This window comes from Pseudomonas lini (assembly GCF_964063345.1).
In the GTDB taxonomy this organism is placed as follows: Bacteria; Pseudomonadota; Gammaproteobacteria; order Pseudomonadales; family Pseudomonadaceae; genus Aquipseudomonas; species Aquipseudomonas lini_B.
This window is the reverse complement of record NZ_OZ061318.1, coordinates 708,079-723,081: the sequence shown is the minus strand read 5'-3', so window position 1 is coordinate 723,081 and position 15,003 is coordinate 708,079. Positions and strand designations below refer to the sequence as shown.

Here is a 15,003-nt window from a genome sequence, read left to right as displayed (position 1 = left end):
GTTAGTTGTCGCTGCCTTTGTTATCGACGCGGTAGCCGAAGCCGAAGCCTACCCCCTGGAACAACACCACGTCCGCCAGTTGCCGCGCGAGCTCACCGGCGCTGGCCAGTTTGGTCTTGGGCACATAGAGCATGTCGTTCGGCTGCAGGTAAGCAATCTGCGACGCGTCACCGGACAAGGCTTTTTCCACGTCGTAGTGCACGGCCTGCACATGGTTGCCGGTGCGACGCATGATCACCACCGAATCGAGCCGCGCCTTGACGTTGGTGCCACGGGCCAGGGTCAGCGCTTCAAGCACCGAGACTGGCCGGTTGATCGGGTAGGAGCCCGGTTGCGCGACTTCACCCAGCACATAGATTTCGTTGCCCGATGTGGATTTGAGCATGACGTCGACCGTCATCCGCCCCGGCAATTGCGCGTAGCGTTGATTGAGAAAAGTTTCCAGTTGGTTGACGGTCATGCCTTGCAGCGGCACGGAGCCGATTTCCGGGAAACTCGCATAGCCGTCGTTGCCCACGGTGATCTCCCGGCTCATGCCGGTAGCGGGGTGGTTCAGGGTGCTCTTGAGGTTCTGCTCGTTGCTCAGCGGGCTGGTGACCAGCACGGTCACCTGATTGCGATTGGGCTGGAACAGGGATTTGCGTTCATAAGCACGCTGGATCTCCTGCCGCGCTTCGACCGACGTCAGCCCGGCGATTTTCACCGCGGTGTTGGCTCCCGGCAGTTCGATGGTGCCGTCGGGCAGCACCAGTTGCGTGCCGTTGAGCTGGCTGGCCGCGGTGAAGTTCAGGGCGACCTGATCGCCGGGCTGAATGCGATAAGCGCCCGCGCCACTGGTGCTGACGTGGAAGATCACGTCCAGCACGTCCTTGGGCCGCAGGGTCTGTTCGACCTTGGGCATGTCGGTGGCCTGGGCATTGGCCGGCTCGGCCGTGAGGATCTGCACCGGCATTTGTTGTGTCTCACTGGTGCTGGAGCAACCTGCAAGCGGCAGCAACAGCAGGAGAAGCATTTTGGCGTTCATGGCGTCATCCTTTTCTGCGGTTGCTTACAGGTTGTTGTAGAGCCATTTGGGCATGTAGTACTTGCGTCGGTTGAAGACGCTGCCCACCAGTTTTGCGCCAGCCTGGGTCAGGCGCTGGGCCGCGGCCTGGGCCACTTCCCAACGCGTGTCTTCGGCGCGCACCACCATGATCACGCCGTCCACCAGGGTGCTGATGACCAGGGTGTCGGCGGCTGAATACACCGCGTCGCCGTCGATCACCACGAAGCGATACCGATCCCCCAGTTGGTTGAGCAACGGGGCCAATTGTTCGGTCGTCAGGTGCTCGGCGCCGCGGATATGCCGCCCGTTCGGCAGGATGTGGAAGGGCAGGCTGGAGACGTTCACCAGGCAGTCCTGCAGCAGCGGCGGCGAGGCGTTGAACAGCAGGTCGCGAAAGCCGCGCTCTTTGGTCAGTCCCAGTTGTTGCGTGAGGTTGCTCTCCGACTGGCTGGCGTCCACCAGCAGCACTTGGCCGCTGCTCATGGACGCCAGTTGGCCGGCCAGCGCCAGGGCGCTGGTGGTGGTGCCGGTGCCTGCATTGGCAGCGGTCAGAAAGAGGATCCGCAGATCCAGGTCGAGCACGGTCGAGGTCAGGTTGGACTCGCTCGGGCTGGCGATGGTCAGGCTTTTATTCGATGAACCGTCCATTTAACTCGCTCCGTGGCCGCTGAATACTTTGAAGGGGGTTTTCAACAGGATCTTCAGATCAAGCAAGAGGCTCTGCTCGGCGATGTAGCTGAGGTCCAACTCAACGCGCTGGTCGAAGTCGATATTGCTGCGCCCGGATATCTGCCACAGGCCGGTCATGCCGGGGTAGATGCTCAGGCGTGCAAGGTGGTTGTCTTTGTAGCGGTAGGCGTTGAACGAGGTCGGTCGTGGACCGACTAAACGCATGTCGCCGCTGACTACATTGATCAGGTTGGGCAACTCATCGAGGCTGCTGCGCCGCAGGAAGCCGCCGATGGGGGTAATCCGCGGATCGTCGTCGATCTTGAAATCGATGGCGTCGGCGCCGTGCTTGTTCAGGTGCCGCAAGGATTCCTTGAGCTCCTCGGCATTGCTCACCATGGTGCGGAACTTGTACATGCCGAACAGGCGGCCGCGGTAACCGGTGCGCTTTTGCACGAACATCACCGGCCCCGGGCTGCTGAACTTGATCACCAGCGCCAGGCCCAGCAGCACAGGGGACAGCAGTAGCAGAATCACCAGCGCACCGAGGCATGCAACCACCCGGTTGGTTCGCGACAGGGTCCAGGGGCGACCACCGTCACGGCCGGTCAGCCAGCCGCGACCCTGCATGTGGATCGCCGTGTCCAGGCGCATTCGGTGTTCGGGGTCCAGGCGTTTGTCACGCAGCATGTGATTGAGCAACACGCCTTTTTCTTGTCCAGTCATAGAGGCCTCCGCTGAAGCCCTTCCGCGAGTGGCGAGTGGGCGTTGCGCAGTGGGTAGTAGTCACGGAACCAGGCGATGAATCGTCCGAGTCCTTCATCCAGCTCGATCCGTGGCTGGAAACCGGTGGCCTGGGCCAGATCACTGGCATCGGCGCAGGTGTTGAGCACGTCGCCCGGTTGCAGGGGCAGCAACTCGACGAGGGCTTTTTGTCCGAGGTGTTTTTCCAGCAGCGCCAGGTAGTCCTTGAGCTCCACCGGCTGTTGTCCGCCAATGTTGTAAATGCGCCATGGGGCCATGCTGCTGGCCGGGTCCGGTTGTTCACGGTTCCAGTCCGGTGCTGCTTGGGGGGCGCGCTCGATCAGACGGGCGATGCTCTCGATGATGTCGTCGATGTAGGTGAAATCACGCTGGTGCTGGCCGTAGTTGAACAGCTTCACCGGCTGACCTTCGGCGATCGCCCGGGCGAACTGGATCGGCGACATGTCTGGCCGGCCCCAAGGCCCGTACACAGTAAAAAAACGCAAACCGGTGCAGGGAATGCCGAACAGATGGCTGTAGCTGTGGGCCATCAGCTCATTGGCTTTTTTGGTCGCGGCGTACAGCGATAACGGGTGGTCGACGCCGTCCTTGACCGAATAAGGCGTGTGCTGGTTGGCGCCGTACACCGAACTGGACGAGGCATAGATCAAGTGCTTGACCGGGTGGTGGCGGCAGCTTTCGAGGATGTTCAGGAACCCGCTCAGATTGCTGTCGACGTAGGCCCGAGGATTTTCCAGGGAATAACGCACCCCGGCCTGAGCCGCGAGGTGAATCACCACCTCCGGTTGTTCACGAACAAACAATTCGTCGAGGGCGGTGGCGTCGGCGACATCGACTTTCGCCAGCGGAAAATCGCCGACGAGCCCACGTACCCAATCCACGCGATCGTGTTTGAGTTGCGGGTCGTAGAAGTCGTTGAAATTGTCCAGGCCACACACCTGATGCCCGTCGCACAACAGCCGCAACACGCAATGGGCGCCAATGAAACCGGCCGCTCCGGTGACGAGTATCTTCATGACCGTGGCGCCTCGGGAGCGATGTGCCGAAGCCCGATGCCGCTGTAGTGCAAACCGGCCGCCGCCACGTGTTCCGGGTTGTAAAGGTTGCGCCCGTCGACGATCACCCGCGCGCGCAGTTTGCTCGCCAGCAGGTCGAAATCGACCACACGGAAATTCTTCCACTCGGTGCAGATCACCAGCGCGTCGGCGTCTTCCAGAGTGTCGTCGCGGGTGGCGCACAGGTGCAGGTCATCGCGGTAGCCGTAAATGCGTCGGCACTCGGACATGGCTTCCGGATCGTAAGCCTGCACGCTCGCACCTTCAGCCCACAGCGCTTCCATCAGATAACGGCTGGGGGCTTCGCGCATGTCATCGGTATTGGGCTTGAAGGCCAGGCCCCAAATCGCGATGGATTTGCCGATCAGGCCATCGGGAAATAGCGCCTGCAGTTTGCTGAACAGAATGTGCCGCTGGCTGTCGTTCACGTCGGTGACGCTGCGCAGCAAACGCAATGGCATGCCGTTGTGTTCGGCGGTGTGCAGCAGGGCACGCAGGTCTTTGGGAAAGCACGAGCCGCCGAAGCCGCAGCCGGGGTAGATGAAGTGATAGCCGATGCGCGGGTCCGAGCCGATGCCTTTGCGCACCGCCTCAATGTCGGCCCCCAGCAATTCAGTGAGATTGGCCAGTTCGTTCATGAAACTGATGCGGGTGGCGAGCATCGCGTTGGCCGCGTATTTGGTCAGCTCGGCGCTGCGGTTATCCATGAACATGAGCTTTTCGCGGTTGCGGCAGAACGGCGCATAGAGTTCGCTCAACTGGTTGCGCGCTTCATCGTCATTGGTGCCGACGATGATCCGGTCCGGGCGCATGCAATCGGCCAGGGCGCTGCCTTCCTTGAGAAACTCCGGGTTGGACACCACCCGCACGTTCAACGCCTCTTTGCCACGGCGTTGCAGTTCTTCGTTGGCGGCGCTTGCCACCTGGTCCGCGGTGCCCACCGGCACGGTGGACTTGATGATCAGGGTGCGATCGGCCTCCATGACACTGGCGATCTGCCGAGCAACATTCAGCACATGGCTGAGGTCGGCGGAACCGTCTTCATCGGCGGGTGTACCCACCGCGATGAAAATCAGTTCGGCGTGTTCGACCGCGTCACTGGCCTGAGTGGAGAAGAGCAGGCGACCGGCCTTGATGTTGTCTTCCAGTGTGCTGGACAGTCCCGGTTCGCTGATCGGGGGCACGGCTTGCTGCAGTTGCCTGATCTTGTTGGGGTCGATATCGACGCACAAGACGCGATGTCCGACATCGGCCAATGCTGCAGCTTGAATGAGGCCTACATAGCCCGTACCAAATACGCTCACGTCCACATTGGCGTGCCTCGTAAAACGGTGGATGTAACTGAAATGAGACTGTCAAAAGGGGTATAGCCCAGCCATGGGAAAGCGAGTCAGCAAAATGACGGGTAACGCGACCGGGGAAACCCCTATTTCACGGGCTATTTGCCATCAAGTGCTTGCCGTAGCTGGATTTGCCGCGGTTTTGAGGGGTTTCTGAGGGTTTGAAGAAAACGATAAACGGTCGTAAGGCTTGAAACACAAGGGTTACAGACGTTTCAGTGTGTCAGATTTGAGGCAACGTTTTTTTGACGCTTTGCGAAAAAAACCGGCATTTCTTGCGCTTCCAGGGCTCGGTGCTAGTGTCAGAAAATGGCCGGCAATCTATTGGCCACGGAGGTGCTGTAATCACCATGATCCGTTACCTCAAGGAACTGCTGCTGGTTCTGTATCTGCTCAAGCATTACGACGACTACCTCGATCGTCTTGACGCGCTGGGCATCGGTTTTCCTGTGCTGTTGTATGGCGCAATGTTCGTCGTGCTGACAGTGGCGTTGTTCATGACCGCCTACATCCGTCAGACGCTGATCCGTCATCTGTTCGCGTTGGCGATGTTTGGCTCGGCGGTGTTCTTTGACGTCTATACGCAAGTGACTGCCGGCTACATGACTTACAGCAGTTTCGTGTCGTTGGTGTATTCCGGCGGGTTCATTCAGGAAGCGGCTTATCAGTACCGCGATGCAATCATCAGCGGGACGGTCAGTGGTTTGTTGCTGCTGTTCGGTATCGGGCTCAAACCGCGTCGACGGGCGCCATTACCGGGTGCACTGCTGGTGGCAGCGCCAGTGCTCGGGGTGCTACTGCTCAGCGTCGTACTGTTCGTGCGGGCCGGCGAGGGTGCCCGTGGCTTGCCGATCATGTACACGCCGTTGGCCTATTTGAATCTGTTCACCTATGAAGCGCTGCACAACACCGTCGGCCCGCGTGAACCGGTGAGCCTGACGCGTATCGATCAGCCGGTGGGGCACGACATTGTGCTGATCATCGACGAGAGCATTTCCGGCAACTACCTGGACATCAACACGCCGTTCGGTGTGCACAGTAACCTCAAGGAACCGCGCCCGGGCGTGGACATTTTCAATTACGGCTACGCGGCGTCCATCGCCAATTGCAGTGCCGACACCAATGTCACCCTGCGCTACGGTGGCACCCGCGCCGACTACAGACGGATCAACAGCACGCTGCCGTCGATCTGGCAGTACGCAAAGAACGCCGGGCTGCGCACCGTTTACATCGACTCCCAACGCACCGCTGGCAACTTGCAGAACCTGATGAACGCTGCCGAGAAAAACGACATCGATGAGTTCGTGCAATTCGACCAGACCAGCGTGCGTGACCGCGACATGGCGGCGGCGGCCAAGCTGATCGATCTGCTCAACGACGGTAAGCCGGAGCTGGTGGTGATCAACAAGGTCGGTGCGCATTTTCCCGTGCACGACAAGTACCCGGATGCGTTTATGGCTTACCGCCCGACATTGCCCCGTGGGCAGTTTGTCGAAGTGGCGGACACGGGCACACGCGATGGTTTCAATGGTCAACCGGATGATTGGTTGCTGTACCGCAACGCCTATAAAAATACCGTGTTGTGGAATGTCGGCGAGTTCTTCGCACGGGTTTTCGCTCAGGCGGATTTGAGTCATGCGCTGCTGATTTACACCTCGGATCACGGGCAGGATCTGCACGAACGCGGTAACCCTGGGCTCAATACTCACTGCGGTGGTGATCCGGTGGAGGAGGAGGGGGTGGTGCCGCTGGTGGTGATTTCTGGCAGCGATTTGAAGACCCTGGACTGGCAGGCGCAGTTGCCGGCCAATAAGGATCGCTCCAGTCACTACAACATTTTCCCGACGTTGCTGCAGTTGATGGGCTATGACTTGGCGGGGATCGAGGCGGTGTACGGCAAACCGTTGAGTGTGCCGACGGCGGACGATTTCACCTTTAACTATCGGTTTAATGCGCGGCTGGGGGCCAAGCCTGAGTGGAAGCATATTGATCTGAACAGCATTGTGACGCCGGGGCAGGTGGTGCCGAGTGTGGCGGTGGGGCAGTGAGATTTTCGATGGAATGACCGGGCCTCATCGCGGGCAAGCCCGCTCCCACAGGGGCGATGGCGTACGCAAGGTTTGGGTTCGCCTCGATCACTGTGGGAGCGGGCTTGCCCGCGAAGACGTCAGACCATTCAACCCAAGATTATCGGGTGTACTCTCTACCCTTGCCCCCCACTCATCAAAAGAGTTTCCCCTTCATGCTTCACGTCCAGGGCGTCTTCAAAAGCTACGCCACCCCCCAAGGCCCATTGCCCGTGCTGCAAGGCGTCGACCTCACGTTGAAGCCCGGCAGCAGCCTGGCGCTGATGGGCGAATCGGGCAGTGGCAAAAGCACCTTGCTGCACCTGATCGCCGGGCTGGACAAGGTCGATCGCGGCAGCATCCGCAGCGGCGAGCATCGGCTGGAGCAAATGAACGAAAGCCAATTGGCAAACTGGCGGCGGACCGAAATCGGTCTGGTGTTCCAGCAGTTCAACCTGATCGGCAGTTTGCGCGTCGAAGACAATCTGGCGTTTCAGGCGCGTCTGGCCGGGCGCCACGATCCACGTTGGCAGGCGCATCTGGTGCAACGTCTTGGGTTGGGGGATTTGCTGCGGCGCTATCCGGAACAACTGTCCGGCGGGCAGCAGCAGCGGGTTGCGCTGGGTCGCGCCCTGGCATCGCAACCGAAACTGCTGCTGGCCGACGAACCCACCGGCAGCCTCGATGAAGCGACCAGCGATGAGGTGTTGAAGTTGTTGCTGGAACTGCTCGACGACAGCCCGACGACGTTGTTGGTGGTCACTCACAGCCCAAGAGTCGCCGCTCGGTTGGCAGACAAAGTGGTACTGCACGGTGGTCGTCTGGCTGGCGCGGACGAGCACTAAGGTGCGGGTTTTTCGCGAGACGCTGCGGGCGCTGCTCAGCCATTGGCGACAGCATCCGGTGCAATTTTTCAGTGTGCTGACCGGGCTCTGGCTCGCCACCAGTCTGCTGACCGGCGTGCAAGCGCTGAACAGCCAGGCGCGAGAAAGCTACGCCCGGGCCAGTCAGCTGATCGGCGGTGAACCGCAAGCCAGCCTCAGTGCGCCCGGCGGTGGGGTGTTTTCCCAGCAAGTGTTTGTCGATCTGCGCCGTGCAGGCTGGCCGGTATCGCCGGTGTTGCAAGGCCGGGTGACGCTCAAGGGCCATGAAGACCAGCGCTTGCAGTTGATGGGCATTGAACCGGTGTCGTTGCCGGCCGGTTCCGCGGTGGCCGGGCGGTCGTTGCCGATCGAGCAGATTGTCGAGTTTTTCACCCCGCCGGGCAGCACCTGGATTTCACCGCAAACTTTGCAGGCGTTGGGCTTGCACGAAGGTGAAACCCCGGTGGCCCAGAGCGGAGTCACCTTGCCGCCGCTGCGTGCCCAGACCGACATGGCGCCCGGTGTGTTGCTGGTGGACATCGGCTTCGCCCAACAGATTCTGCAATTGCCCGATCAACTGTCGCGCCTGCTGCTGCCCAAGGATTTCACCGCGACCTTGCCTGATGAGCTCAAGGGCCAACTTCAGTTCAAAAGCAGCGGCGAAGAAAACAATCTCGCGCGCCTGACCGAGAGCTTCCACCTGAACCTTGATGCCTTGGGCTTTTTGTCGTTCGTGGTCGGTCTGTTCATCGTTCACGCGGCGATCGGCCTGGCGCTGGAGCAACGCCGAAGCTTGCTCAGAACCCTGCGCGCCTGCGGGGTCAGCGCACGCCTGTTGATTGCCTGCCTTGCCGTCGAACTGGGTGGCCTGGCGCTGATCGGTGGTATCGCCGGCGTCGTTAGCGGCTACCTGCTGGCCGGTGTGCTGTTGCCGGACGTCGCCGCCAGCCTGCGCGGTTTGTACGGTGCCGAAGTGCCGGGGCAGTTGAACCTCAGTCCGCTGTGGTGGTTCAGTGGTATCGGCCTGAGCCTGTTCGGCGCCTTGCTGGCCGGCGCCAACAGTTTGCTGCGTGCGGCGCGTTTGCCGTTGCTGGCGCTGGCCAATCCGCAAGCCTGGCATCAGGCCCACGCGCGCTGGTTGCGGCGCCAGGGTTGGGTCGCGGTGATAGCTGCGGTGATCGCGTTATTGGCATTGAGCTTCGGCGACAGCTTGAGCAGCGGCTTCGTGTTGATGGCCGCCTTGTTGATCGGTGCCGCACTGGCCTTGCCGGTGGTGTTGAACAGTGTGCTCAACTGGGTGATTGGGCGCAGTCGTTCGGTGCTCGGCCAATGGTTTCTCGCCGACTGCCGCCAGCAACTGCCGGCCCTGAGCCTGGCCTTGATGGCGCTGTTGCTGGCGCTGGCGGCAAACATCGGCGCCGGCAGCATGACCGCCGGTTTCCGCCAGACGTTCAGCAACTGGCTCGAACAACGCCTGACCGCCGAGCTGTACCTCAATCCGCAAAATCCGGCCCAGGCTCGAGAACTGCACGCCTGGCTCAAGCAACAACCTCAAGTCACCGCGGTGCTGCCGAACTGGCAGGTGTCGATTCAGCTGCAGGGCTGGCCGACGGACATTTTTGGCGTAATCGATCACCCGACTTATCGTCAGCATTGGCCGCTGCTGGAAGCCTTGGGTGACAATCCTTGGGAGCGACTGGCCAAGGACGACGCGCTGATGCTCAGTGAGCAACTGGCGCGGCGGTTGAAGGTACGGCTCGGTGATCAACTGACGATCCCCACACCAAATGGCCCATGGTCGCCACGGATCGTCGGGATCTACGCCGACTATGGCAATCCCAAGGGGCATCTGCTGGTCAACATCAATCACCTGTTGCGCGGTTGGCCGCAATTGACGCCCAGCCGTTTCAACCTGCGCATCGAACCGGCATCGATCCCTGGGTTCCTGACCACGCTGCAAGCCCGCTTCACCCTGGATGACAGCCGCATCGTCGATCAGGCCCGGCTCAAGGGCTGGTCCACGCAAGTGTTCGAACGTACCTTCGCCGCCACCGCTGCACTCAACAGCCTGACGCTTTGCGTCGCGGGCGTGGCACTGTTCATCAGCCTGCTGACCCAAAGCCAGAGCCGCCTCGGGCAACTCGCGCCACTGTGGGCGCTGGGCGTGACGCGGCGGCAGTTGATGCTGCTGAATCTGGGGCAAACCTGGTTGCTGGCGGTGTTGACGCTGGTGCTGGCATTGCCGTTGGGCATCGCATTGGCGTGGTGCCTGGACACGGTGATCAACGTTCAGGCGTTCGGCTGGCGCTTGCCGTTGCGGGTGTTTCCGTTGCAACTGTTGCAATTGATGGGCCTGGCGTTGATTGCGACATTGCTCGCGTCAGCGTGGCCGTTGTACTCGTTGTATCGCACGCAACCGGCGGACCTGCTGAGGACGTTTGCTCATGAAGATTAAGCTCGGCGTGTTGTTATTGGCCGCGCTGCTGAACGGATGCGACAACACGCCTGCGCCGGAAAAAGGCTTCGCCGGCCTCGGCCATCAGGCCGCCGCATTTACCCCGGTGGTGCCCGGGCGAGTCTTCAATTTTCCGGCGGACCACGGCCCTCACGATGGTTTTCGCATCGAATGGTGGTACGTCACCGCCAACCTCAAGGACGATCAGGGCCAGGAATTCGGCGCCCAATGGACGCTGTTTCGCAGCGCCTTGAAAGCGACTCCCGAACAATCTGGCTGGAGCAATCAGACCATCTGGCTGGGCCATGCGGCAGTGACTTCTGCCACGGCCCATCATGCCGCCGAACGCTACGCCCGGGGCGGCGTCGGCCAGGCCGGAGTGAGCCTGGCGCCGTTCAACGCATGGATCGACGACTGGCGTTTCAGCAGTCAGGCCACCCACGAAGACCCTCTGGCGGACCTGCAACTCAGCGCCCGCGACAAGGCTTTCAGCTACCAGCTTCGACTGACTTCCACACGTCCGCTGGTACTTCAGGGAGACAAAGGCTTCAGCCAGAAATCCGAACAGGGCCAGGCGTCGTACTACTACAGCCAGCCGTTTTTCCAGGCCAATGGCACGCTGGAAATCGATGGCAAAACCTACTCGGTCAGCGGCCCGGCCTGGCTCGACCGCGAGTGGAGCAGCCAACCCCTGACCGCCAACCAGACCGGCTGGGACTGGTTCTCCCTGCACCTGGACAGCGGCGAACACGTCATGCTCTACCGCATGCGGCAAAAGGACGGCGCGCCATACCTCACCGGCACCTGGATCGATGCGCAAGGGCAGACGCAGTTATTGCATGCCGACGACATCAGCCTCACACCCCAAGACACCGCCAACGTGGCCGGGCGTTCAATGCCCGTGCATTGGTCGATCAAAATCCCCGCCAAGCACCTCGATATCACTATCGCCGCCGTTAACCCCAAAGCCTGGATGGACTTGCGCATTCCCTATTGGGAAGGGCCGGTGCGGCTCAGCGGCAGTCATGGCGGGCAGGGGTATCTGGAGATGACCGGGTATTGACCGGAACTCTCGACGCCACGCCGTTTTCCTACGTAATGAAGCCCATTCACGGGAGCCCGCCATGAGCGACGACCTCAAACCGCCGACCCTTGCCACCTGGCAGCGGCTGTTCGACGACAAGGCCTACTGGCAGCAATCTCCCGACGCGCATTACAGCGAATTACCGCGCATCGCCGACGATCTGCTGGGGCAGGGCGCCATCGACCTCGAGCAATGGCAGATCCTCAAAACCAAGGCCGATCAATCCCACAAAGACTCACCCGCCGTGAACGTCGCCCACGAAGTCGACGATCCCGAAGCTTGAGGAAAACCCCATGAATCCCAAACCGACCACTCCCTTGGAAAACCCCGACGACGTATTGATTGTTCTCGTGCAAATAGCGCTAGAAGAACAATCATTTTTAATGGTCGAATCGGTGAGTTTTAAGAAGTTTGTATCCGATTTTTTAGCAAAAGCTCACGAAATATTACGTGCATAAATTTCATGTTTATACCGAGGACATATCGGCCAAATTCTATTAAAATCCTTCCCGTTCGCCCGGTGTCAGGGCTCTTTACCGGTGCATGGATTGCCAGGCCATTACACTGGGCGAACACCTCCTCTGGAACGCAATGTTTAAAAGTTTCGGACATTAAAAATGGGCGACCTTGAAGTCGCCCATTTTTATTGGGTGGGTTAAAGCGTTGCCCGAGGACCTTACCGGTTGAGCGAGGTTGCCTTGGATCGAGGTCTGAGACGCAAGGTGGTTACCTCCGTGATGCAGTGAAACGATCAATATTGATACTCTCCGATACAGAAACCTCTTCAGACTCAACCAGCAGAGAATAGAGAACAGCTGGGCACGGGTGGACGAGAGGGCAGAAACCCTTTAATGATCGAAGGAGTAGTCAATCGTTATGGAGACATCAAAGCAAGACAGCAGCTGTTTTAAACGAATTTCAATAGGTGTATTGGCCACTTTACTGTCGGTCGGCGCCGCTAAAAGTTTCGCAGAGGAAAAGGACGTCAAAGGAATGCAGAGTATTCAGTTTCGAAAGGTTATCGACCTCAGCCATATCATCAGCACGTCCATCCCGCTTTGGCCAAACGACCCGCCGGTGACATTCGATGTGGTGGCCTCACAGGAAAAAGACGGTTATTACCTGCGGCGTTTCAGCATTGGCGAGCACAGTGCAACCCATATGAACGCGCCGAATAGTTTTCACCCCAATGCCATTGGGATTGATGCCTATAAGCCAGAGTCCCTGGTGCGGCCGGCCGTTGTGATTGATATGCGAACCCAATCCAGCAACAACCCGGACTATGTGATTGGCATCCAGGACATCGAGCAATGGGAACAGGCTCATGGGCGCATCGACCAAGGTTCTGTTGTGCTGTTTTATACAGGGTGGCAAGCCCTGTGGGACGATCCCAAGCGTTTTATCAATGAAGATGCAAGCGGCCCGCACTTTCCCGGTGTGGGTGCTGCAACGACAAAGTTTCTGCTTGAAGAACGCCAGATAGCCGGTGTCGGTATCGATACGCACGGAGCTGATCCAGGGCAGGACACGGTTTACGCCACCAACAGCCAGATTCTGGCGAAAGAAGGCATCGTCCTGGAGTGCCTGACTAACCTCGATCAGCTACCCGCCAAAGGCACGACATTGGTCATTGGCGTGCTTCGACTGAAAGAGGGGTCAGGTTCTCCTGTTTCCGTGATGGCGTTTGTGCCCTGAGTCCATGTCAACTTGAAACAGTATCAACTACCGGCGTGCTGGGCTGGAACCGCTGCCGGTAGTTGGCTGCACGCTGAAGTACTCGGGTCAAGGCCTGAAAGTTTGCCGGTTTGGTTAAAATGTCATTGGCACCGGCGGCCCTGAAACGTTCTATCTCGCTCGAAAAAGCGCTCGCGGTGAAAGCGACGATATAGCAAGTATCGCCCAGTGCCAGGTGGCGGATTTTACGGATGGCCTCTAGCCCGTCCATGACAGGCATGTTGATATCCATAAAAATGATATCTGGCGTCGACATCATGTATTCATTGACTGCCTGTAGGCCATTTGACGCAAGGTCGGGTGTATAACCCAGCGTCTGCAACATCGCCATGGCAACTTTCTGACTCACGGGATGGTTCTCTACCAGCAGGATATCGAGTGGATAATCCCCGGCAAACGATGAATCAAAACCAACGGGTGCATGATCGTCCCCGACGGGTATTTCCGAGACTGAAAAAAGCGCCATGGGGAGCGAAAAGGAGAACGTCGATCCGACGCCAGACTGACTGGTAAAGGATAAAGTCCCCTGCTGCGCCTCGACCAGATTCTTGCAGATTGAAAGACCGAGCCCACTCCCGGTAAAGCGTTGACTGGCCAGCTCTTTAAACTGGGCAAAGGGCTTGAACAGACTGTCTTGCCGTTCCATGGGGATACCTATGCCGGTATCGCGTATGGAGAATTCGAGTCGAGTGCGAGGGCCGTAACCGCTAGTCGTGACCACGAGCGATACTTTTCCGGTTTCGGTGAATTTGACCGCATTGCCCAGCAAGTTAATCAATATCTGGCGAAGGCAATCGGGATCGGTTTTGACCAATAGCGGTACGTCCGGTGAAATTTGGACCTCAAGTACTAGCGGCTTGTCCTGAATGTTTTGCCGGATCATCGCAGTACTGGATGAAACCAGTGTTCTCACGTCGAACACACAAGGCTTCAACTCAAGTTTGCCCGCTTCGATTTTTGCAAGGTCGAGAATGTTGTCGATAAGCGACAGTAGGGTTCGTCCGCTCGTATGAATCGTATTAAGCAGACTGCTTTGCTCGGGATTCAGGGCGGACCCCGCCAGTAACTCGGTCGCACCGATGACACCGTACATCGGCGTGCGGATTTCATGGCTCATGGTCGCCAAAAATCTGGTTTTTGAACGATCAGCGTCCTCCGCGGCATTTTTCGCTTGATTCAACACTTGTTCGTTTATTTGCAGTTGCTGCAGATGAGCACGCATGCGCAACAAGTCAATCACGAACAAAAGGCTGAAGGCCAGAAATACCAGAATGGCCAGGATGATATGGTGCAGAGAGTCCTGATTAAGTTGCTGGTAGTAATCCGCCAACGTCATCTCTGCGCCAGCAACATAAATCGTACCGTCCTGCGATTTCATGGGAACGAAGACAGCTCGAAAGTCTCCCCAATGATCCGAGTAGTCGATCCAGGTGGGTTCGGTGCGCTCAAAACTGTCGAGCAACGCCTGACTGGCATCCGGGTAGGGATCGAAAAAGCGTACGAAATTCTGTTCTTGAATTTCTTTTTTCGATGCGCTGGAGCTGACCAGGTAAGCCTCACCCGAGCGTTTGACCACGCTGTAGACAAAGGCGGTGCCCATGGACTCGTTGAACCGTGAGAGCCGCTGAATGGTATTCCAGTCTTCTGCTTCGGATTTGGACTGCTTGTCGATCAGATTGTCATGGTAGCGGTCGCCAAGAATGGCCGAAGCCCCCAACGCGGCATGCAGCAGCTTGTTATTAACATTGTCAGTGAGAATGCCTTGAGTCTCGACGTAGAGGTAGTAGATATAGCCACTGACACCTACGATGTAGACCAAAAGTAACGCCCATGTTTTCCGTCTGAGTTTGAACATAAATCACAGCCTCCATACTGTATGCCCAAGCATAGGTTGAAGACTGGCTGAAAACCATTGTTGTTTTCGCTG

The 15,003-nt window shown here is 58.7% G+C and carries 13 protein-coding genes; 7 read left to right on the top strand and 6 right to left on the bottom strand.

Annotated elements, in window-relative coordinates; all coding sequences use genetic code 11:
* Position 1: 1 nt before the first annotated feature.
* Genes AB3226_RS03315 through AB3226_RS03295 form a run of 5 tightly spaced genes read right to left on the bottom strand, consistent with a single transcriptional unit; the run spans position 2 to position 4,844 of the window.
* Positions 2–1,024, bottom strand: a complete 1,023-nt coding sequence (locus AB3226_RS03315) for a polysaccharide biosynthesis/export family protein (RefSeq protein ID WP_367372008.1) — start codon at positions 1,022–1,024, stop codon at positions 2–4.
* Between the two features lie 24 nt (positions 1,025–1,048).
* A complete protein-coding gene (locus AB3226_RS03310; protein ID WP_367372007.1) occupies positions 1,049–1,693 on the bottom strand; it encodes a CpsD/CapB family tyrosine-protein kinase in 645 nt (214 codons plus the stop codon).
* Positions 1,694–2,440 (bottom strand): sugar transferase, encoded by a 747-nt coding sequence (locus AB3226_RS03305; RefSeq protein ID WP_367372006.1) that lies wholly within the window; start codon positions 2,438–2,440, stop codon positions 1,694–1,696. It abuts the gene before it with no gap.
* Entirely contained in the window at positions 2,437–3,495 is a 1,059-nt protein-coding gene (locus tag AB3226_RS03300) for an NAD-dependent epimerase (RefSeq protein ID WP_367372005.1), read from the bottom strand. The genes AB3226_RS03305 and AB3226_RS03300 overlap by 4 nt, the downstream gene beginning before the upstream one ends.
* Positions 3,492–4,844, bottom strand: coding sequence for a UDP-glucose/GDP-mannose dehydrogenase family protein (locus AB3226_RS03295; protein WP_367372004.1), 1,353 nt, complete (start codon positions 4,842–4,844; stop codon positions 3,492–3,494). The genes AB3226_RS03300 and AB3226_RS03295 overlap by 4 nt, the downstream gene beginning before the upstream one ends.
* A 380-nt stretch (positions 4,845–5,224) precedes the next feature.
* Between AB3226_RS03295 and AB3226_RS03290 the strand changes: the two genes are divergently transcribed.
* The 7 genes from AB3226_RS03290 to AB3226_RS03260 all read left to right on the top strand — a co-directional run bounded on the left by AB3226_RS03290 (position 5,225) and on the right by AB3226_RS03260 (position 13,037).
* Positions 5,225–6,922 carry a sulfatase-like hydrolase/transferase gene (locus AB3226_RS03290; protein WP_367372003.1) on the top strand — a complete coding sequence of 566 codons (1,698 nt, stop codon included), beginning with the start codon at positions 5,225–5,227 and terminating at the stop codon, positions 6,920–6,922.
* Positions 6,923–7,116: 194 nt separating this feature from the next.
* Positions 7,117–7,785: an ABC transporter ATP-binding protein gene (locus AB3226_RS03285; protein WP_367372002.1), complete on the top strand. Its 669-nt coding sequence runs from the start codon at positions 7,117–7,119 to the stop codon at positions 7,783–7,785.
* Position 7,786: 1 nt separating this feature from the next.
* A complete protein-coding gene (locus AB3226_RS03280; protein WP_367372001.1) occupies positions 7,787–10,258 on the top strand; it encodes an ABC transporter permease in 2,472 nt (823 codons plus the stop codon).
* On the top strand, positions 10,248–11,321 hold the full coding sequence (locus AB3226_RS03275; protein WP_367372000.1) for a lipocalin-like domain-containing protein: 1,074 nt from the start codon (positions 10,248–10,250) through the stop codon (positions 11,319–11,321). The genes AB3226_RS03280 and AB3226_RS03275 overlap by 11 nt, the downstream gene beginning before the upstream one ends.
* 61 nt (positions 11,322–11,382) lie before the next feature.
* On the top strand, positions 11,383–11,625 hold the full coding sequence (locus AB3226_RS03270) for a hypothetical protein (protein WP_367371999.1): 243 nt from the start codon (positions 11,383–11,385) through the stop codon (positions 11,623–11,625).
* Between the two features lie 10 nt (positions 11,626–11,635).
* The gene (locus tag AB3226_RS03265; protein WP_367371998.1) at positions 11,636–11,800 is read left to right on the top strand and encodes a hypothetical protein; all 165 of its coding nucleotides are present in this window, start codon (positions 11,636–11,638) and stop codon (positions 11,798–11,800) included.
* 418 nt (positions 11,801–12,218) lie between these two features.
* Positions 12,219–13,037 (top strand): cyclase family protein, encoded by an 819-nt coding sequence (locus AB3226_RS03260; protein WP_367371997.1) that lies wholly within the window; start codon positions 12,219–12,221, stop codon positions 13,035–13,037.
* A 7-nt stretch (positions 13,038–13,044) separates the two neighbouring features.
* On the opposite strand, the gene AB3226_RS03255 is transcribed toward AB3226_RS03260, so the two are convergent.
* The gene (locus tag AB3226_RS03255; RefSeq protein WP_367371996.1) at positions 13,045–14,931 is read right to left on the bottom strand and encodes an ATP-binding protein; all 1,887 of its coding nucleotides are present in this window, start codon (positions 14,929–14,931) and stop codon (positions 13,045–13,047) included.
* Positions 14,932–15,003: the final 72 nt, after the last annotated feature.